Consider the following 20,107-nt stretch of genomic DNA (forward strand, 5'->3'; position numbering starts at 1 on the left):
GCCCTTTGCTTACTTTGGGGCTTTTCCAAAGTGAGCCGCTGTAAGAGCGGAACCATAGGCGGCCGTTACCTAAATAACGGATATACACACCACCTCAGAGCCAAAACGTCAGAGCTGAAACCGCTCCCGCTCATGCTCATACAACGGCCGCACCAGCGCGAATTCATGGTCAATCTCATCCACCAGTCGCCCCAAATCCGTAAAAGCGTGCTTCGCGGACGTATCCTCGAGCAATTGACAAAGCTCAGCCAACCGCACCGCCCCAAGGTTACCGCTGCTCCCCTTAAAGCTATGGGCAATCCGCCCAAGGGCTTTCGCGTCATCCCGGGCCCGGCGCAGCGCCTCTACCCGCTTCTGCGAATCATCGAGAAAAGTGTCGAGCAGCTTCGGATACTCGCCCTCCATGACCTCCTGCAAGCCAGTCAGCACATCGGGGTCCAGATGAATCTCTGCCACTTGTTCGCTCCTTGATCAAGAATCGGCGGATTATGCCAGAGCCTTCCATGAAAACTCCACGCACGCACACCGCCCTCCGTCAGACCAGCCTACATCGCTGCTCAACTGCCGCACCAGGCTCAACCCCCGACCAGACAGACGGTCAACATCCAGCGGCCTGGCCAGCACCTTCTCCACATCAAACCCCGACCCACTGTCCTCGATCCGCAAGGTCAGACACCCACCCTCCCCGGTCGGCACCACATTCAGATGCACCCGCACATACCCACTGCTCAACCGCGCCAGCCGCTCATTACGCTCGCGGTAATACGCCGCAAACCCCTGGGCATCACGCTTGAGCCGCGAATCCAACCCCAGCACCCCATGCTCCAGGGCGTTGGAATACAACTCCGCCATCACGCTATACAACGCCCCGCTTTGCTCACGCAGGCCATGAACCTCCAACAGCAACTGCAACAAATACGGCAACGGGTTGTAGGACTTGAGCGTCTCGGCACGAAACTCAAAGCTCACCGACCAATCCAGCGGCGACGACTGGCCGCTGTCGGAATACACCATCGACGGCGAACGCAACGCCTCCCCCGCCTGCAGGCTGATCTCCACCATGCTGACGTCATCACGCACTTCGCCGCGAAAAGCCGCCAGGGCCTGCTCGATCTCCTCGAATAACCGGTCCGGCTCGCGGTTGGCCGCAAACACCTGCTGCAAACGCTCGGCGCCAAACAACTGCTCTTGGGCATCCGCAGTATCCAGCACACCATCCGACAGCAAAAACACCCGGTCGCCCAGCGCCATCGGCCAGACTTCAGTGCGGTCATCAAACGCCTCGGCCGTCAGCACGCCCAATGGCAAATGCCGCGACACCAGCGGCGTGCGCTTGCCGGTGGCGATGTCATGCACATAGCCCTCGGGCATGCCGCCGTTCCACACTTCCACCACCCGGCGTTGGGCGCTGAGGCACAGCAAGGTGGCGCAGCAAAACATGTCCACCGGCAGGATGCGCTTGAGCTTGGCGTTCATCTCCCGCAGGGTCTGCGCCAGGCCGTAGCCCTTGGCCGTCATGCCGTAGAACACTTCCGCCAGCGGCATCGCGCCGACCGCCGCCGGCAAACCATGACCGGTAAAGTCCCCCAGCAGCACATGCATATCGCCCGACGGCGTGTAGGCAGCCAGCAACAAGTCACCGTTGAACAACGCATAAGGCGATTGCACGTAGCGAATATTTGGCGCGGCGTTGATGCAGCCGGAATGCGCGACTTTGTCGAACACCGCCTTGGCCACGCGCTGCTCCTGCAACAGGTAGTCGTGGTGCCGGGCGATGAGGTCTCTCTGCTGCAACACCGTGGCCTGCAAGCGACGCAGGCGGTCCATGGCGTTGATTTTGGCCGCCAGGATCACCTGGTTATAGGGCTTGGCCAGGAAGTCGTCGCCGCCGGCATCCAGGCACTGGGCCAGGGCTTCACTCTCGCGCAGGGAGGTGAGGAAGATAATCGGCACCAGCGCCTCCCCCGCCAGTTGCTTGATTTGCCGGGCCGCCTCGAAGCCGTCCATGACCGGCATCAGTGCGTCCATCAGCACCAACTGCGGCCGCTCGCGGGTAAACACGTCGACGGCTTCCTGGCCGTTGCTGGCGGTCAGTACCTGGTGGCCCTGACGGCGCACGATGCTCGACAGCAACAGCAGGTCGGCGGCGCTGTCTTCGGCGATCAATACCGTCAGTGCCTCGAGGACCGGGGCCAGGACGCTCAAGTGAGGTCGAACAGTTTGTCGAAGTTGGAGATGGCGAGGATCTTGCGCACGTCGGAGTTGCTGTTGACCACCTGCACTTCGGCATCGTCGCCGCCGGCATGGTCCCGCAGCAGCAGGAGCATGCCCAGGGCCGAGCTGTCCATGTAGGTGGTTTCCTTCAAGTCCACCACGTAGATCTCGGGCACCTTGTAGAACTTTTCGTAGGCATCACGAAAAGCCTGGTGACTACCGAAATCGAATCGACCCTTGACGGTGATCGTCGCTTTCTTCCCATCCAGGGACACTTCTGATTCGACTGACATTCGACTGCTTCCTTGTCATTGGCAATGTGCAACAAGGTTTAGCAGGTGATGGGGAAGTGGGCAACTCCATGTGGGACGGGTGGCGTGCTCAATAGGGGTTTTGGCGGGGCAGACGCTGGGACAGTTCATCGAGCAACTTCTGTTCGCGCTTGTCTTCCAGTGCGCGGGCTTCGTCGATGTAGCGTTGCACCAGCTTGCGCAGGCCTTCGACCCGGGCGTAGGCTTGTTGCCAGCTGTCGCGGGCCTTGTCGACATTGGCCTGGTGCCAGGCCAGGCTCTGGCGCTGCTGGCCGACGGCGGTTTCCAACTGGTTGAGAAAGCCCTGGTAGCCCATCAGCCATTGGCCGGAGACGCCTTTGCTGCCGCGCTCGATCCACTGCTGCTGGTACTCGCCGCGAAAGCGTTCCAAATCCCCCAGCTTGCTTTCCGCCAGGCGAACCTGGCCCTGGAAGTAACCCAGGCGCTGGACGGCGGTCTTTTCAGCTTTTTCGGCCATGTCCACCACCGGGGCAAGGCGTGCGGCGCGGGTATTGGCCATGGTTTATCCGCCGGGTGCCGGAGCGAAGATGCTACCCAGGTGCGCCTCGCTTTCGCCCATGCTGATCTTGTCGTTGAGGCCTTGGCGCAGGTAGGTCACCAGTTGCGGTTGCAGGGCAATCGCCAGGTCGGTCTCGCGATCACCGCCGGCCACATAGGCGCCCACGCTGATCAGGTCGCGGCTCTGTTGATAGCGCGACCACAGTTGCTTGAACTGCTGTGCGCGCATCATGTGCTCAGGCGTGACCACCGACGGCATCACCCGGCTGATGGAGGCTTCGATGTCGATGGCCGGGTAGTGCCCTTCCTCGGCCAAGCGCCGGGACAGCACGATGTGCCCGTCGAGCACGCCCCGTGCCGAGTCGGCAATCGGGTCCTGCTGGTCATCGCCCTCGGAGAGTACGGTGTAGAACGCGGTGATCGAACCCCCACCGGCTTCAGCGTTACCGGCGCGCTCCACCAGCTTGGGCAGCTTGGCGAACACTGACGGCGGATAGCCCTTGGTGGCCGGCGGCTCGCCGATGGCCAGGGCGATTTCCCGCTGGGCCTGGGCGAAACGGGTCAGGGAGTCCATCAGCAACAGGACGTTCTTGCCCTTGTCGCGAAAATATTCGGCGATGCGTGTGCAGTACATCGCGGCACGCAGGCGCATCAGCGGCGCGTCATCCGCCGGTGAGGCGACCACCACTGAGCGCTTGAGGCCTTCTTCGCCGAGGCTGTGCTCGATGAATTCCTTCACCTCGCGGCCCCGCTCGCCGATCAGCCCCACCACGATGATGTCGGCCTCGGTAAAGCGGGTCATCATGCCCAGCAGCACCGACTTACCCACGCCGGTACCGGCGAACAAGCCCAGGCGCTGGCCGCGGCCCACCGTCAATAATCCGTTGATGCTGCGAATGCCCACGTCCAGCGGCACGCTGATGGGGTTGCGCTTGAGGGGGTTGATGGTCGGGCCGTCCATCGGCACCCAGTCTTCAGCCTTCATCCCGCCCTTGCCGTCGAGGGCACGGCCGGCGCCGTCCAGCACCCGGCCGAGCATGCTCATGCCCATGGGCAGGCGACCGGTATCCGCCAGCGGCACCACGCGGGCGCCGGGGGCGATACCGGCAACGCTGCCGACGGGCATCAGGAATACTTTGCTGCCGGAAAAGCCCATCACTTCGGCTTCGACCTGCACCGGGTGGTAGCTGTCGTCGTTGATCACCATGCACCGGCTGCCCATGGCGGCGCGCAGGCCTTCGGCTTCCAGGGTCAGGCCGACCATGCGCAGCAGGCGGCCCTCCAGGATCGGCTGGCCCGGCAACTCGGTGACTTCGGCATAGCCACCCAGGCGCTTGGCGAAGCTGGTGCGATCAAGGCGCATCAGGGGTGTCCAGCTCGACGCTCAAGTCCGGCTCCGCCGGGTGCAGCGCCTGCTCGTGCAACTGGTCAAACAGCTTGGCCATGATCTGGGTGATGCGCGTCTCCACCGTGGCGTCGATGCGGCTGTGCTCGGTCTCGACTCGGCAACCACCGGGCAGCAGCGCGGCGTCTTCGACGATGCGCCAGGTTTCTTCATGGCGCTCGCGCAGGGCTTTGACCTGTTCGAAATCCTGGGGATTGATGTACAGCCGCACATTGCCGACGCCCAGGGGCAGCAGCTTGAGAGCTTCGCGCATCACGCTTTCGATTTGCGTGGAATCCAGGGCCAATTCGCGCTGAATCACCTGGCGGGTGATGTGCTCCACCAGCCCGACCATGGCTTTTTCGATCTGCGAATCCTGCTCGGCGATGGGCTCGAACAGGCTGCCCATCAGGGTTTCCAGGCTGGCCAGCTTGACGCTCAGCGCCGCCTCGGCTTCCTGGCGGACCTTGAGGGTGGTGCTGCGAAAACCGTCTTTCTCGCCAGTGGAAAAACCTTCGTTGTAGGCTTCCTGACGAATGCTTTCGAGCTCTTCCAGGGTCAGTGGCTGGACTTCTTCCAGCGGCACTTCTTCCATCTCGGCCGGAGCTTCTTCTACCGGCTCGGGCTCTGGCTCCGGGCGATGCGGGTCGAAACTGGGCAGCGACCAGACGTCGAACCCTCCGACGTCCCGTGCGCGAATCAGATCGCTGGGCGTCTCATCTTTGTTCGACATGCGCGGCGCCTTAAATCATTTCTTCGCCGCCCTTCCCACCGAGAACGATTTCTCCGGCTTCGGCCATACGGCGGGCAATGGTGAGGATTTCTTTCTGCGCAGTTTCCACGTCGCTGACGCGCACCGGGCCCTTGGCCTCGAGGTCGTCGCGCAACAGTTCGGAAGCCCGCTTGGACATGTTCTTGAAAATCTTTTCCTTGACGCCTTCGTCCGAGCCCTTGAGGGCCAGCACCAGCACGTCGGAGGAGACTTCACGCAGCAACGCCTGGATGCCACGGTCGTCGACATCGGAGAGATTGTTGAACACGAACATGAGGTCTTCGATCTGCACCGACAGGGTATCGTCGATCTCGCGGATCGAGTCCATCAACTGGCCTTCCACCGAACTGTCGAGGAAGTTCATGATGTCGGCCGCACGCTTGATGCCGCCCAACGTGGTACGCGAAGCGTTGGAATTACCCGAGAACTGCTTCTCGAGAATCGTGTTCAATTCTTTCAGGGCCGCCGGCTGTACGGTGTTCAACGACGAGACGCGCAGGATGATGTCCAGGCGCACCTTGTGGTCGAAATGGCCGAGCACTTCACCGGCCTGGTCGGGGTCGAGATACGCCACCACGATCGCCTGGATTTGCGGGTGTTCGTAGCGGATCACGTCGGCCACGGCCCGCGGCTCCATCCATTTGAGGCTGTCGAGGCCGCTGGTGTTGCCACCCAGCAGGATGCGGTCGATCAGGCCGTTGGCCTTGTCTTCGCCCAGGGCCGAGGTGAGCATCTTGCGAATGTAGCTGTCGGAGCCGACGCCCAGGCTGGTCTGGTCGCCGACGATCTCGACGAACTCGCTCATCACCTGCTCGACTTGCTCACGGTGCACATTGCGCATTTGCGCCATGGCCACGCCCACCCGCTGAACCTCTTTGGGGCCCATGTGGCGCAGCACTTGGGCGGCGTCGGTTTCTCCCAGGGACAGCAACAGCACGGCGGCTTTGTCGACCCGGGAGAGTTTGGCTACTGCAGCTCGGCTATCACTCATCTGCGTTAATCCACTCTTTCACGACCTGGGCCACACGCCCCGGGTCTTCGGCCACCAGGCTCTTGATTGCGTTCAACTGAGCGTCATAACCCTCGCTCGGGCTCGGCAACAGAATGCTTTGCGGGCCACCGAGGCTCACGCGGTCGTTGGCCAGTTCGCCATCGAGGCCGCCCATGCCACCCAACTCGACGTCGCCGCCGGCCAGGGCCAGTTGTTTTTTGCCGTGACCGGTAATGTTGTTGAGCACCGGACGCAGCACGCCGAACACCAGCACCAGGATGAACAACACACCCAGCACTTGCTTGACGATGTCCCAGAACCACGGCTGAGTATAGAACGCTGCCTCGGCAATCACCTCGCCCCGCTCGGCGGAAAACGGCATGTTGATTACGCTGACGCTGTCGCCACGGCTGGCATCGAAGCCCACCGCGTCCTGCACCAGGCGGGTGAAGCGCGCCAATTCATCGGCGCTCCATGGGGCGCGGGTGATGGCGCCGTCTGCGGCATTGACCTTGACCTGGTCATCCACCACCACCGACACCGACAGGCGATTGATCCGGCCCTGTTGCTGCTTGGTGTGGCTGATGGAACGATCAAGCTCGAAGTTCTTGGTGGACTGGTTGCGCTTGTCGGCCGGGTACGGCGCGAGCATGGGCTGGCCGGTGGCCGGGTCCATGATCTGCTGGCCGTTGGCGTCCAGCAGCGGCTGGCCAGGTTGCACCGCGCCTGCGGTAGCAGCAGCGCCACCGGTGGTTTGCGGGGCAGTGGCCGGGGTTGGTGGCTGGTTGCTCAGGGCACCCGGCACGCCTTGCGGGCCATTGCTGGCGGTACGTTGTTCGGTGGTCGATTGCTCGCTGCGCAGGGCCGGCTGGTCCGGGTTGAACTGCTCGGAGGTCGATTCGACGGCGCTGAAGTCCACGTCGGCCGACACTTCAGCCTTGTAGCGATCATTGCCCAACACCGGTTGCAGGATGTTGTGCACCCGCTGGGTCAGCATGCTTTCCATACGGCGACTGTAGTCGAACTGCTTGCCGGCCATGGTCAGCGAAGAGTTTTCCGCGAGGTCCGACAGCAGGTTGCCCTTCTGGTCGACCACGGTGATTTGCGACTTGCTCAATTCGGGAACGCTGGTGGCCACCAGATTGATGATCGCCAACACCTGGCCAGGCTCCAGGGAGCGGCCGGCAAACAGCTCGACCAGTACCGAGGCGCTGGGCTTGCGCTCGTCGCGTACAAACACCGAGCTTTTCGGAATCGCCAGGTGCACGCGGGCGCCCTTGACGTTGTTCAACGCAGAAATAGTCCGCGCCAGCTCGCCTTCCAGGCCACGACGGTAGCGGGTGGCTTCCATGAACTGGCTGGTACCCAGGCCTTGGTCCTTGTCGAGGATTTCAAAGCCGATATTGGCGTCGGAAGGAGTGACGCCGGCCGCAGCCAGCTTCATCCGCGCACGGGCCACATCATCGGCCTTGACCAACAGGGCGCCGGAATTCGGTTCGACGGTGTAGCCGATGTCGGCTGCTGCCAGGGTTTCCATGATCTGCTTGGAATCCATGCCCGCGAGACTGCCATACAGCGGGCGGTAATCCGGTTGCTGGGACCACAGCACCACGGCAAAACCAATCGCCACGCTGGCAGCCAGGCCGACCATCAGGCCCACCTGACGCAGCATGGTCATCTCGGAGAGGTTTTCCAGGAACGACAGGCCAAACAGCGGCGGCTTGCCGTCTGCCTTGGCGGGTGCGTTATCCACGACTGCTTCTGCCATGACTCAAATCGTCCTTAAACCGGCATCTGCATGATGTCTTGATAGGCTTGAACCAGCTTGTTGCGCACCTGGGTCAAGGCCTGGAATGAAACGCTGGCTTTTTGCGAGGCGACCATCACGTCGGTGAGGTCCACGCCGCTTTTGCCGATCTCGAAGGCGGTGGCCAACTGATTGGAGGCCTGTTGGGTATCGCTGACTTTGTTGATGGCCTGGCCGAGCATGTCGGCAAAGCTGCTCTGGCCCAATTCCGGCACGGCTTGCGCGGCGGATTTCGGTTGGGCCATGGCATCCATTTGCATGGACCGCATATCCAACATCAACCGATTGAACTCAACACCTTGGCTCATGACCTTCTCTCTCCGACGACCCGCAATTTTTTGACACTACACAGCGATTACAGGGGTGGTAGCAACAAGGGTGCCAGCTCCGTGGCATTCTGTAAGAAAAGGCGACTGACCTTGTCGGCTTCGAGAATTTTCAGGTGGCGTAGAGGTAGGCTTCCACGTCCATCCCGGCATCGCGCATCTGCGCCAGCTTGTAGCGCAGGGTGCGCGGGCTGATACCCAGGCGCTCGGCGGCCTCTTTGCGGCGGCCGCGCTCGGAGCGCAAGGTGTCGATGATCATCTGGAATTCGCGGCGGCGCAGGTCGTCACCCAAGGCACCGGCCGACTCGGCAGGCGCGGCTTCAATCTGTGGCGCGACCGCCAGGCTTGGCAACGGCGCTGCGCCAGTGCCCATGGCCAGGCAAAAGTCTTGAGGCTGGATCAAACCGCCCTGCTGCAGAATCAATGCACGCTGAATCGCATTGTCCAGTTCCCGCACGTTGCCGGGCCATGGGTAGCTGATCAGGCAGGCCTGAGCGTCGGCCGACAGGCGCGCCTGGGCATGCTTCATTTTATTGACGTGCTTGCTCAGCAGGCGTTCGGCCAGCGGAATGATGTCTGCAGGGCGCTCGCGCAACGGGCGCCAGGCCAACGGGAACACCGAGAGGCGGTAGAACAGATCCTCCCGGAAGCGCCCCGCCGCCACTTCGCCCGCCAGGTCGCGGTTGGTGGTGGCCACCACACGGATGTCCAGTTGGATCGGCTTGCGTGCCCCCACCCGCTCCACTTCGCGCTCCTGCAATACCCGCAACAATTTGGCTTGCAGGCCAAGGGGCATTTCGGAGATCTCGTCCAGCAGGATGGTGCCGCCGTCGGCTTGTTCGAACTTGCCGGCCTGGGCGGCGATGGCGCCGGTGAACGAGCCTTTCTCATGGCCGAACAAGGTGGCTTCGAGCATGTTGTCGGGGATGGCCGCGCAGTTGATCGCAATGAACGGCTGACTGGCACGATGGGACTGCTGGTGGATGTAGCGCGCCAGCACCTCCTTGCCGGTGCCGGACTCGCCGGAGATCAATACGGTGGAGTCGCTGCGGGCGACACGGGCCGCCAGCTCCAGCAATTGCGCACTGGCCGGCTCGAAGGCAATCGGACCTTCGCCGTCGGCGGCGCCCAGGGCACCGAGGGCATGGCGCGCGACCAGTTCAATCAAGGCCTTGGGTTCGAAAGGTTTGACCAGGTAATCCGCAGCGCCCTGGCGCATGGCGTCGACGGCGCGCTCCACGGCACCGTGGGCGGTCATCAACAGCACCGGCAATTGCGGCTGGCGCGCACGCAACAGGCCGAGCAATTGGTGGCCGTCCATGCCCGGCATGTTCACGTCGCTGACCACCAGGCTGAAGGACTCCTGCTCCACGGCCTCCAAGGCGTCTTCGGCAGAACCGACCGCCCGGTAGTCATGGCCCGCCAGCAACAGCGTGTCAGCCAATGCTTCACGCAGGGCGCGATCGTCTTCAACCAATAAAACCTTGATAGCCATGACCTTTACTCCGCGCTGACGGCGCATGAAAACAGCGGCAGCGTGATCAACGCGCACGTGCCGCGACCCAACCGGGAATGCAGCTGCAATTCTCCCTGATGGGCACGGGCGACTGCCTTGACCACGGTCAGGCCCAGGCCGGTACCGTTGGTTTTGGTGGTGAAAAAAGGTTCGCCGAGGCGTTGCAGCACCACCGGGTCAATCCCGCTGCCACTGTCGCTGATGCTCAGGCGCAAGGTGTCGCCGCGACTATACAGGTGCACTTTGAGCCGCGCCCCGGGGCCACTGGCCTGGGTCGCGTTTTCGATCAGGTTGAGCAGCGCGCCCACCAGGGTGTCGCGGTTGCACAGCAACTCGCCGTGATGGCTGTCGCACTGCCAACGGACTGACGCTTCCTGGATATGGGTGGCGGCTGCGGCTTGCAGGGACTGCATCAATGCAGCCGGGGTGACACGATCGGTCAGCGGCAATTCGCCGCGGGCAAACACCAGCATGTCGCGCACCTGATGCTCCAGCTCGTGCAGGCGCTCCTTGAGCCGCCCGGCAAAACGCTGGTGGGTGGCCGCCGGCAACTGCTCATCAGTCAAATGACTGGCGTAAATCAGCGCAGCGGACAACGGGGTACGAATCTGATGCGCCAGAGAAGCGACCATCCGCCCCAGGGATGACAGGCGCTCGTGGCGTGCCAACTGGTCTTGCAGGTGACGGGTTTCAGTCAGGTCGTTGAGCAACACCAACTGGCCGGGCTCGGCGTCCAGGGAACGGGTGGCGATGGACAGGCGCCGTCCGTCCTTGAGGGAGATTTCGTGGCCGTCGTCTTCCCGCGGCGCAAAGCAGCGGGTGATGACCTCGCGCCACAGCTCGCCTTCCAGCGGCAGGCCGAGCATGTCGCAGGCGGCCGGGTTGGCTTCGCGCACGCGGCCCTGGTCGTCGATGACGATCACGCCACCGGGCAACAGGTCGAGGAGGTTTTGCAGGCGGTTGGCCAGGCGCTCTTTCTCGGCCAGCTCTTCCATACGCTGGGCGCTGACCACCGCCAACTCGCCTTTAAGCTCGGAAACCCGTGCTTCCAACAGGCTGTAGGAGTCAGTCAATTGGCTCGACATCTGGTTGAACAGGGAAAACGCCTGTTCAAGCCCGAGACGGCTGATCTGCTCTACGGAGGGGGCAGGCCCCTGAGTGTCAGGGACCGAAGATAGTTGGGCGGCGTGGGGCATCATGCTCTCTCGCTTGGCTGACCGTCAGTTAAACGGAACGTTGCGAGTGCTGTAGCAATACCCGTGCCGAAAAAAAACCGCTGATTAATCAGCGGTTTGAAAAACAGGCGTCAATCATCCGCCTGTTCATCACCTTCTTTGCGGCTCATGCCGTACTTGCGCATCTTCTCCACCAGGGTGGTGCGGCGAATGCGCAGGCGTTCGGCGGCACGGGCGACGATGCCGTTGGCGTCGTCGAGGGCCTGCTGGATCAGGCCTTGTTCAAGGCTGCCGAGGTAGTCTTTCAAATCCAGGCCTTCCGGCGGCAACATGGCGGTGGAACCCAAGTCCGGCGTATGGCCGTTGATGGCCACGCGCTCTTCCAGGTCGCTGCGCAGGCTGTCTACCAGTTGCTCGTCTTCGTCGTCGACGTAGCGGAATTTCTTCGGCAGCTCGACCACGCCGATCACCCCGTACGGGTGCATGATCGCCATGCGCTCCACCAGGTTGGCCAGCTCGCGGACGTTGCCCGGCCAGCCGTGACGGCACAGGGACATGATCGCCGCCGAGTTGAAACGGATCGAACCGCGCTTTTCGTGCTCCATGCGCGAAATCAGTTCGTTCATCAGCAGCGGGATGTCTTCGACACGCTCGCGCAGGGGCGCCATTTCAATCGGGAATACGTTGAGGCGGTAGTACAGGTCTTCGCGGAAGCTGCCGACCTCGATCATGCTTTCGAGGTTTTTGTGGGTAGCGGCAATGATGCGCACGTCGACGCTTTGGGTCTTGTTGCTGCCCACGCGCTCGAAGGTGCGTTCCTGCAAAACCCGCAGCAGCTTGACCTGCATCGGCAGCGGCATGTCGCCGATTTCGTCGAGGAACAGGGTGCCGCCGTTGGCCAGTTCAAAACGCCCGGCACGGCTGGTGATCGCCCCGGTAAAGGCGCCCTTCTCGTGGCCAAACAGTTCGCTTTCCAGCAGCTCTGCCGGGATCGCCCCGCAGTTGACCGGCACGAACGGACCGTCGCGGCGCTTGGAGTGGTAATGCAGGTTGCGCGCAACCACTTCCTTGCCGGTGCCGGACTCGCCAAGGATCAGCACGCTGGCGTCGGTGTCGGCAACTTGCTGCATCATCTGGCGCACGTGCTGGATCGCACGGCTGGTGCCGACGAGGCTGCGGAAAAGATTGGGTTCGCGGTGACGGCCGCGTTCGCGGGCCTGGTCGTACATCTCGCGGTAGACCTGGGCACGGTGCAGGGAATCGAGCAATTTGCTGTAGCTGGGTGGCATTTCGAGGGTGGAAAGGACACGACGGCGCTGGTCTTCCGGAAGGTCCACAGAAGAAATATCGCCCATCAGCAACACCGGAAGGAACTCATCCCAGGTTGACAGTGTCTTTAACAAGCCCAAAACGGCGCCAGGAGCATTTACCGTCCCGATCAGCACACAAATGACTTCACGGCTCGACGACAAAGAGCTGACCGCCTGCTGCCAGTCGTGGCTGCCGCAGGGTAAATTTTCTTCCCCAAGAAAATTCAGGATCACCGCCAGATCGCGGCGTCGAACGCTATCGTCATCGATCAGCAGGATTTTGGTTTCACGCCACATGCAATAGCAACTTCCCTAGTAAAACTCTAATGCCCTCGAGTTGGGGCAATCTAGATAGCGGTAGGCATTTTCTGCGCTACAGCTTTCTGACGTCTGAAAATAGCACTAGTTAAGTCAAAAATATGTGCACGGTCAAATTAATGACGCGCCTTGTTCGGATTAACTGAGCCTTCAGCCGAACAGATGGTAAACCTTTGACGCACTTTCCGCTCGGTTGATCTGCGACATCTCCTCGAAAATCGCCTGACGCTCCCCGGTTGTCACCTCAAGCAGCTGCTGATACACCTCCAGCAAACTCTCCAGTTTTTCCCGCAGGGCATCTTCGTCCACCGGCGCATTGCTCAGCGCCTCATCAATCACTGCACGACACCCCAGGTCCAGTTCGCCGATGGCGTCCCAGTTACGTGCGGCCAATGCGTCCATCAAGGCTTCGCGGGTCTCGTCAATCCGTTGCAGGGCGTGGTTCATAACGTCTTCCTCAGGCCAGCAGGCCTACAGTGTTGCAATACCGTCCCAGCCTTCCTTGAGCGTAATCATCAAGCCGGCTACTTCGTCGATCATTGCCACATCGCTCTTGGTATTGGCTTCGAGCAAGCGCGTGGTCATGTAGGCGTACAGGTTATCCAATTGCTGCAAGGCGGCCGGATCATCGGTTTTTTCCGGGTTCAGGCCGTCACGCAGGCCAATCAGGATATCGATCGCCTTGCCCAGCAACAGGCCCTTTTGCGCGATGTCACCACGAGCCATGGCGCCCTTGGCCTGGGCCATGCGGTCCAGCGCGCCTTCCATCAGCATTTGAACCAGACGGTGCGGGCTGGCTTCGGAGACCTGGGCATGGGAATTGACCTTCTGGTATTGGCGAAGGGCTCTCATGGGATTCATGTTTCTACCTCGTGACAGGCAACAGCTAAAAAGAATGGGCTCTGACTATTATGTCGACGGTGTCGCAAAAAACTTTAAGCCGGCGGTCTGCTGAAGATCCCGCCCAGCGAAGCTATTCACTTCACCGGGCGGCTTCATTGAGGATCAACTGTCCGAGGAGGTCTTGTTCAGCGCGTTGAGCGTGGTCATGACACTGGAGCGTTGACTGGTGAGCTGAGCCACCAGGTTGTTCATGGTCGTGTACTTGGCGGTCAGGCTTGTCTTCAGGGCAGCCATGCGCGCGGTCAGGGTGTCCTGCTGGTTTTGCAGGTCCTTGAGGTTGGCCGACAGCGTCGAAGAACGCGTGGCCAGGACGCCGGTGTTGGTCACCGCATAGCTGTCGGTCGCAGATTTCATACGCGCCAACAGGCCATTGTCACCATTGAAAATGCCGCCGATGTCGGTGGGATTGGTGGCGATGGCGGCACTGAACACCTTGTCGTCAATGCTCAACTTGCCGGTTGTCTGGTCAGTGTTCACACCAAACTGGGCCAGGGATTTCAATGTGCCCGTACCGGCCAACGCATTCAGCTGAGCACGCACGGCCGTCTGCAAACCGCGCATGGTGGAATCGCCCGTCAGCGCAGCAGAAGTGGTGGAACCATCCGCGTTGGTAGTGACGGCGGTCTCGGTATTGATCGCGGTCATCAGGGCGTTATAGGTGTCGACAAAACCCTTTACCGAACTCTTGAGAGTGTCGGTACTACGCGTGACGGTGATGGTTGATGCTATCCGATCCTTTTCATCTTTGCTGCCGGTGGGCAGCGGAGACACCGCCACCAACTTAATACTCACACCACTGATCGCGTCGGACAGGGTATTGCTCTTGGATTCCTGAGCAGTACCGTCAATGGTGTACTTCGCATTCTGCGGCGGGCTGCCCACCACTGAAGAGCCAGTATCCAAACCGGAGTTGCCACCCAGCTTGATATCGGTACCGGCGCCAGTATTGGAAGACGTCACGACCAGTCGGGAACCGGTGGCATCAGTCAGAATGTTGGCACTCAGACCTGCGCTGCTGTATTGCGCGTTGATTGAGTCACGCACCTGCTGCAACGTCGCTCCAGGTGGAACGCTGACCCCATAGCTCTGACCTGACTGGGAAATTTCCAGGGTCGTCGCAGTGGTGCCGGTATTGACGACCGTCTTCGTCCCCGCCGCATAAGTCTGGGTAGCAACTTTCGAAGCCGTCGCCAGTTGGCTGACGATCAAGGAGTAGCTCCCGGCAGAAGCACCGGCGCCCAGGGTGACGGTAGAAACATTGGCATCCGAGGTGGTCGCCGTCAGGCCGCCGATACTGGCGTCCTTGGTCATGTTGTCCATGGCGCCGCGGAAGGCATCCAGCGCCGCTTGAATCTTGCCGATCGAGGACAGTTGGGCGGTCGACGTTTGCGTCTGCTTGTTGATCTGCGACTGCTTGGGCGCTTGTTCAGCGTTCACCAAGGCCGTAACGATCGACTCGGTATTAATCCCCGTAACCGGGCCGCTTACCGTGATATCACCCATGACTCTTCTCCTGATCGGGGCTGGCGCTTTCTTGACGGACGACGCCTCAAGCAGCTACAGCAACAAAATTCATGCCAGCTCAGACTTTAGCGTCAAACAACACGTTGCTGGCGTCGTGAAGGCTTTGTGCGAGTTTCAATGCGGTTTCCGACGGGATCTGACGAATGACCTCGCCGCTTTCGGTCGCGATGACCTTGACCACCACCTGATGGGTGGAGTCATCAATGGAAAAATCCAGGTTGCGCTGGGCCGCCTGGACAAATTTGCGAATATCGTTGACGGCCTTTTCCAGGTCGTCCGGTTTCGTTTCCTGCTTGGGCTTTACTGCTGCGACGGTCGCATCAACCTTGGGGGTCTGCGAGTCGGCAGTCACAGGGGCAGGCGCACTCTGTGGCGTTGGGGCAGCAGGATAAGACAGGTTCAACTTGACGCTCATGTCCATGTCCAATCTCCTCATCACGCAAAAGACAAAAGGGCACGTAAACGCGCCCTTCCGTCAGTCATCTACCGATGGCTATTACTGAAGCAGCTTCAGTACAGCGGATGGCAGTTGGTTGGCCTGGGACAGGATCGCAGTGGAAGCCTGTTGCAGGGTTTGTTGCTTGGTCAACTGAGCAGTTTCAGCAGCGTAGTCAACGTCCTGGATCTGACCGCGAGCGGCGCTGGAGTTGTCGGAGATGCTCTGCAGGTTGGCAACGGTGTTGTCGAAACGGTTTTGTACAGCGCCGAGGCCGGCACGCTGGGAGTCGATGTCCGAGATCGCCTGAGTGATCACGTCGATCGAGTTCTGTGCGTTGGCAGCAGTGGTGATGTCGGTGTTGTTAACGGTGGTTTTGGTGGAGTTGGCAGCAGTACCAGTCGCTGCGAACAGACCAGTCACACCGGCGCCGCTCAGGGAGTAGCTGCTGGAGGAGTTCAGGGAAACTGCACCAGTAGCGATGATCGCGGTGTTAGCCAGAGCAACGGCAGTACCGAAGGTGCCAGTGCCGTCTTGGGTAGCCACTTTGATACCGGCAACAGCGCCTGGGTCGCCAGCGTTGAAGGTCAGGTTCTCACCGGTGTCAGACTTGACCGACAGCGCTTGAGTGGTCGAATCGTAGTTAACGGTGATGCCCAGCTTGGCAGCGTTGGACTTCAGCTGGTCAGCCAGATCGGAAGTGCTGGTTACGCCAGTGAACTGGACCGCAGTACCGCTGCCGACTTTCAGGGTGAAGTTAGCGCTGGCAGGGGTTGCACCAGCAATGGCAGCGGAGTCAACGGTGAACTGGGCAACAGTGCTGGCAGTAGCAGCCAGGCCGCCGACAGCGCCGTTCATCTGAGCAGCGATCTGCTTGGCGGAAGCACCAGCAGCGATGGTCAGGTTGGAGGACTGGCCGCCACCGGTAACAGCGATCGCGCCGCCGGCAACGCCTGTTGCGCTTGGAGCAACGCCCTGAGATTTCAGCTGCTGCGAACCAATGTTGTTGGCTGCAACGTTACCGATGCTCATGTCGATGGTCTGGTTGGCGTTGGCGCCGACCTGGAACGAAGTGGTACCGAAAGAACCGTCCAGCAGGTTCTTGCCACCGAAAGTAGTGGTGGTAGCGATACGGGTCAATTCAGCAGTCAGAGCAGCGTATTGAGCCTGGTTCGACTTACGGTCTTCAGCGCTTGGCGAGCCGTTGGCGGATTGCAGAGCCAGGGTACGCATGCTTTGCAGGATGTTGGTGGACTGCTGCATGGCGCCTTCAGCGGTCTGAGCAATCGAGCTGCCGTCGTTGGCGTTCTTGATTGCAACGCCCAGGCCGTTGATCTGGCTGGTCAGACGGTTGGAGATTTGCAGGCCGGCCGCATCGTCTTTGGCGCTGTTGATACGCAGGCCGGAGGACAGACGCTGCATGGAAGTTTGCAGGGCGCCGGAAGCCTTGTTCAGGTTGTTCTGAACGTTCAACGAAGCAAGGTTAGTGTTTACTGTTAAAGCCATGACGAAATCCTCGTGGGTTGTTTACTGCGGCTTCCGGCCCTGGCAACCGCCGGGTGTGGCCTAGAGAACCTTCGTAATAGTTATCGTCGTGAAAGCAGGTTGCTTGAGGACTTTTTTGATTTTTTTTACTAGCACGATGCCACCCCTTGTAATTCAAGCATTTACGACGGCCCAAACCCCCGCAGTTGCTGGCTTTTTGGCGCCAAATAAAAAACGCCCATGATCTTTCGATCATGGGCGTTTTTTTGTGCAGCGCCTTTAAGGCATCAAGGGCGATGCAAAATCGCCGAGCCCCAGGACAGGCCCACGCCAAAACCACTGATGGCGACGCGCTTCCAGGTGGAGTCGAGCATATGCTTTTCCAGCAGCAGCGGAATGCTCGAGGACACGGTGTTGCCGGTCTCGACCATGTCCTTGATGAACTTGTCCACCGGTGCATCTTCGAAACGCCGGGCCACGGCGTCGACAATCGCCGCACTGCCCTGGTGAATGCAGAATGCGTCAATCTCGTCAGCCTTGAGGTCCGACTCATTGAGCAGCTCGTGCAAATGCGCCGGCACCTTGAGCAAGGCGAAGTTGAACACCTGGCGGCCGTTCATGAAGAACACGCCATCGCTGACCTTCAAGTGCGGCGCACCGGAACCGTCAGTGCCGAACTTGGCCTTGCCCAACTGCCAGGGCGCGTCTTCGCCCATCCAGGTGGCGGTAGCGGCATCGCCGAACAGCATGGTGGTGTTGCGGTCTTCCGGGTCGACAATCTTCGAGTACGGATCGGCGGTCACCAGCAGGCCGTTTTTCAGGCCAGTGGCTTCCATGAAGCCCTTCATCGCATAGATGCCGTAGACATAGCCCGAGCAGCCCAGGGAAATATCAAAGGCCGCCACGTGAGTCGGCAGGCCCAGTTTGTCCTGAACGATGGCGGCGGTGTGAGGCAAGCCCTCTTCGTCGCCGTTCTGGGTGACGACGATCAGCGCATCGATGGATTCGCGCTTCAAATCGGGGTTGTTGGCAAACAAGGCGTTGACCGCCTCGACGCACAGATCGGAGGTTTCCTGTGCAGCATCCTTGCGCGGCAGGAACGCCGAACCGATCTTGCCAATGATGAATTCTTCATCCTTGGCGAATTTGGCACCCTGGGCGTAGTTATCGATCCCGTCTGCCGGCACGTAACTGGCGATGCTTTTTATGCCAATCATTGTGGCTTCCCAATACTAAATAGCTGGAGAACACCCCGCGAGACACGTCGCCGGGTGCTGACAATAATGGGGATAACCCCGCAAAAAACTCGCCGAAAACCGCCTTTACACCTTGGCGGCAGGCCCTCGCAGAGACCTGGCGACGACCTATCCTTTTCACACGATACAGTGAAGATGCGCTTTATGACTCACAGGTCACTCAATTTTCTGCGCTTTGTGCGAAACACGGGGACATACAAGCGCCAAAAACCACAACGGCCCACCCCGTTTCCAGGGTGAGCCGCAGGTTTGCAGCCGCTCGAATCACATCTTGCTGAACAGGCTCAACTGGGAGATTTTCACGAACGCCAGTTGCGAGGCCTGCAGCATGGTCTGCTGCAAGGTCAGGTCAATAGCGGCTTGCCCCATATCAACGTTGGCCAGGGACGACATGGTGGACGTATTGGCCAGGCCCAGGCTAGTGTTTTCCGTGCTCTGGATATCCATCGCACTCTGGCGTGCACCAATGGAGCCGCGAACCTGGTCGATCTGCGCCGAAGCGTTACCCAGGTTGCCAATGCTCGTGGCGACCACGTCCTTGAGGTTATTCAAGGCAACCGGATTGCCGTCGGCCGGGGTTTCCAGGGCTTTGCGCAATTGGCCCAGGGTGTCCAGGGCATTCATGTTCTTGTTGCTGGTGGCGCCGACCGAGAACTGGTCACCGGCACCTGGCGTGCCACTCACACCAAAGGTCAGGCCGGCCGTGGTGATCGACGTCGCGCCGGCAGCCATGGTGCCGCTAGCAATGGCCTTGCTATTGGCGGAGTACGGCTGGGCGAACACCTGGTAATCGGTGCCACTGGTGAACTTAATCACCGCACCCGAGTTGGGAAAGGTGCTGGTATAAGCCGCCGAATCCGTGACCGTGCCACCCGTCAGTTGCGCAGTGGACGGATTGCTTGCCGTACGGGAAATACTGAAGCTGTCAGGCTTGGTCGCCAGGGAGAATTGCTTGCCCGCCACCAGCGCATCGGACGCCGGGCCCGACGCAACGTCTTTGCCCAGGTTCAGCCGGATGTCGAACGTGACACCCCGCAGGCTGACGCTGGATGAGCCTTCCTTGGTGGAGTCAAACGTACCGTTACCGGTGATCTCCGAGGTGACGTCGTTGCCGTCCTTGTCGGTCACGCTGTATTGGGTGCTGCTGGCGAAGGTCAGCTTGTACGGCTGGCCATCGGAAAAGCTGTTGGCAAACTTCGTGCTCGACGTGACCAGGCCCGCCGAGATCCCCACCGTACCGTCATTCACGGCAGGCGGCAGCAACGTGGCCTGGGTGCGACCGGTATTGGACGAGCTTTCAAGCAGCGCCTTGCCGGTATCACCCATGGAGATCGAAAGGTTGTTGGAAATCTGCAGGCTCAGGGGCGTCTCGTCACCCTGGTAGGTGTAGGTACCGTCATTGTTGCGGGTGTACGGCGGTGTATCGGTCTTGGCACCGGAGAACATGTAGTTGCCGCTGGAATCCTTGGAGTTGAGCAAGCCCAGCACCTGGTCCTCAAGCGCTCCTACCTGGGCGGCAATCGCCTTGCGATCGTCATCGCTCTTGGCGATGTTACCGGCCTGCTGCGCCAGGCCTTGGGCGGTTTGCAGCGCGTTATTGATGCTTTGCAGCACGCTCTCTTCGTTGGTCAGGGAGTTTTGCAGGGTGGTGATGTTGGTGTTGTATTGCCCCAGCATGTCTTTCTGCTGCTGCAGCATCAGCAATTGGGCAGCAGCCACCGGGTCATCGGAAGCGGTCTGTACCCGGACGCCGGAACTCGCCTGGTCCTGGGCCTTCACCACACCGGAATAGTTGTCCTGGTATTTGGCGGAGCTGGTGTCGAAATACTGCTGTGTAGAAATACGCATCGTCCCAGACTC

General features: G+C 60.6%; 19 protein-coding genes. All 19 read right to left on the reverse strand.

All coding sequences use genetic code 11. The features are described from left to right. Positions 1 to 108: 108 nt before the first annotated feature. The 19 genes from K0H47_RS11285 to K0H47_RS11375 all read right to left on the reverse strand — a co-directional run bounded on the left by K0H47_RS11285 (position 109) and on the right by K0H47_RS11375 (position 20,095). Positions 109 to 456, reverse strand: a complete 348-nt coding sequence (locus K0H47_RS11285; protein WP_020480190.1) for an Hpt domain-containing protein — start codon at positions 454 to 456, stop codon at positions 109 to 111. Between the two features lie 30 nt (positions 457 to 486). Then, positions 487 to 2,205, reverse strand: coding sequence for a fused response regulator/phosphatase (locus K0H47_RS11290; protein WP_063028100.1), 1,719 nt, complete (start codon positions 2,203 to 2,205; stop codon positions 487 to 489). Beyond that, entirely contained in the window at positions 2,202 to 2,507 is a 306-nt protein-coding gene (locus tag K0H47_RS11295; RefSeq protein ID WP_063028096.1) for an STAS domain-containing protein, read from the reverse strand. The genes K0H47_RS11290 and K0H47_RS11295 overlap by 4 nt, the downstream gene beginning before the upstream one ends. An 88-nt stretch (positions 2,508 to 2,595) precedes the next feature. Beyond that, on the reverse strand, positions 2,596 to 3,045 hold the full coding sequence (gene fliJ / locus K0H47_RS11300) for a flagellar export protein FliJ (RefSeq protein WP_008434833.1): 450 nt from the start codon (positions 3,043 to 3,045) through the stop codon (positions 2,596 to 2,598). A 3-nt stretch (positions 3,046 to 3,048) separates the two neighbouring features. Beyond that, a complete protein-coding gene (gene fliI / locus K0H47_RS11305; protein ID WP_017477459.1) occupies positions 3,049 to 4,407 on the reverse strand; it encodes a flagellar protein export ATPase FliI in 1,359 nt (452 codons plus the stop codon). Then, complete coding sequence (gene fliH / locus K0H47_RS11310) at positions 4,397 to 5,161, reverse strand: flagellar assembly protein FliH (RefSeq protein ID WP_063028094.1); 765 nt, start codon at positions 5,159 to 5,161, stop codon at positions 4,397 to 4,399. Before fliH ends, fliI begins: the two co-directional genes overlap by 11 nt. A gap of 10 nt (positions 5,162 to 5,171) precedes the next feature. Beyond that, positions 5,172 to 6,191, reverse strand: a complete 1,020-nt coding sequence (fliG, locus tag K0H47_RS11315) for a flagellar motor switch protein FliG (protein WP_017477457.1) — start codon at positions 6,189 to 6,191, stop codon at positions 5,172 to 5,174. Then, a complete protein-coding gene (gene fliF / locus K0H47_RS11320; RefSeq protein WP_201139725.1) occupies positions 6,184 to 7,959 on the reverse strand; it encodes a flagellar basal-body MS-ring/collar protein FliF in 1,776 nt (591 codons plus the stop codon). The genes fliG and fliF overlap by 8 nt, the downstream gene beginning before the upstream one ends. A gap of 14 nt (positions 7,960 to 7,973) precedes the next feature. Then, a complete protein-coding gene (fliE, locus tag K0H47_RS11325; protein ID WP_003214581.1) occupies positions 7,974 to 8,306 on the reverse strand; it encodes a flagellar hook-basal body complex protein FliE in 333 nt (110 codons plus the stop codon). Between the two features lie 130 nt (positions 8,307 to 8,436). Further along, positions 8,437 to 9,819 carry a sigma-54 dependent transcriptional regulator gene (locus K0H47_RS11330; RefSeq protein WP_219272666.1) on the reverse strand — a complete coding sequence of 461 codons (1,383 nt, stop codon included), beginning with the start codon at positions 9,817 to 9,819 and terminating at the stop codon, positions 8,437 to 8,439. A gap of 5 nt (positions 9,820 to 9,824) precedes the next feature. Next, the gene (locus tag K0H47_RS11335) at positions 9,825 to 11,036 is read right to left on the reverse strand and encodes a PAS domain-containing sensor histidine kinase (protein ID WP_207198186.1); all 1,212 of its coding nucleotides are present in this window, start codon (positions 11,034 to 11,036) and stop codon (positions 9,825 to 9,827) included. Between the two features lie 110 nt (positions 11,037 to 11,146). Next, on the reverse strand, positions 11,147 to 12,622 hold the full coding sequence (locus K0H47_RS11340; protein ID WP_063028088.1) for a sigma-54 dependent transcriptional regulator: 1,476 nt from the start codon (positions 12,620 to 12,622) through the stop codon (positions 11,147 to 11,149). A gap of 171 nt (positions 12,623 to 12,793) precedes the next feature. Next, entirely contained in the window at positions 12,794 to 13,090 is a 297-nt protein-coding gene (locus K0H47_RS11345; RefSeq protein WP_063028086.1) for a hypothetical protein, read from the reverse strand. Between the two features lie 24 nt (positions 13,091 to 13,114). Further along, entirely contained in the window at positions 13,115 to 13,504 is a 390-nt protein-coding gene (fliS, locus tag K0H47_RS11350; protein WP_026077955.1) for a flagellar export chaperone FliS, read from the reverse strand. Positions 13,505 to 13,648: 144 nt separating this feature from the next. Beyond that, the gene (gene fliD / locus K0H47_RS11355; RefSeq protein WP_219272667.1) at positions 13,649 to 15,049 is read right to left on the reverse strand and encodes a flagellar filament capping protein FliD; all 1,401 of its coding nucleotides are present in this window, start codon (positions 15,047 to 15,049) and stop codon (positions 13,649 to 13,651) included. A 79-nt stretch (positions 15,050 to 15,128) separates the two neighbouring features. Continuing rightward, the gene (locus tag K0H47_RS11360) at positions 15,129 to 15,491 is read right to left on the reverse strand and encodes a flagellar protein FlaG (RefSeq protein ID WP_063028082.1); all 363 of its coding nucleotides are present in this window, start codon (positions 15,489 to 15,491) and stop codon (positions 15,129 to 15,131) included. 75 nt (positions 15,492 to 15,566) lie between these two features. Beyond that, positions 15,567 to 17,012 (reverse strand): flagellin, encoded by a 1,446-nt coding sequence (locus tag K0H47_RS11365; RefSeq protein WP_063028081.1) that lies wholly within the window; start codon positions 17,010 to 17,012, stop codon positions 15,567 to 15,569. Between the two features lie 266 nt (positions 17,013 to 17,278). Continuing rightward, positions 17,279 to 18,208 carry a ketoacyl-ACP synthase III gene (locus K0H47_RS11370; protein ID WP_063028079.1) on the reverse strand — a complete coding sequence of 310 codons (930 nt, stop codon included), beginning with the start codon at positions 18,206 to 18,208 and terminating at the stop codon, positions 17,279 to 17,281. Between the two features lie 303 nt (positions 18,209 to 18,511). Next, on the reverse strand, positions 18,512 to 20,095 hold the full coding sequence (locus tag K0H47_RS11375; protein WP_201139728.1) for a flagellar hook-associated protein 3: 1,584 nt from the start codon (positions 20,093 to 20,095) through the stop codon (positions 18,512 to 18,514). Positions 20,096 to 20,107: the final 12 nt, after the last annotated feature.

Origin of the sequence: Pseudomonas sp. Xaverov 83 (assembly GCF_019352905.1) — a bacterium.
GTDB lineage: Bacteria > Pseudomonadota > Gammaproteobacteria > Pseudomonadales > Pseudomonadaceae > Aquipseudomonas > Aquipseudomonas yamanorum.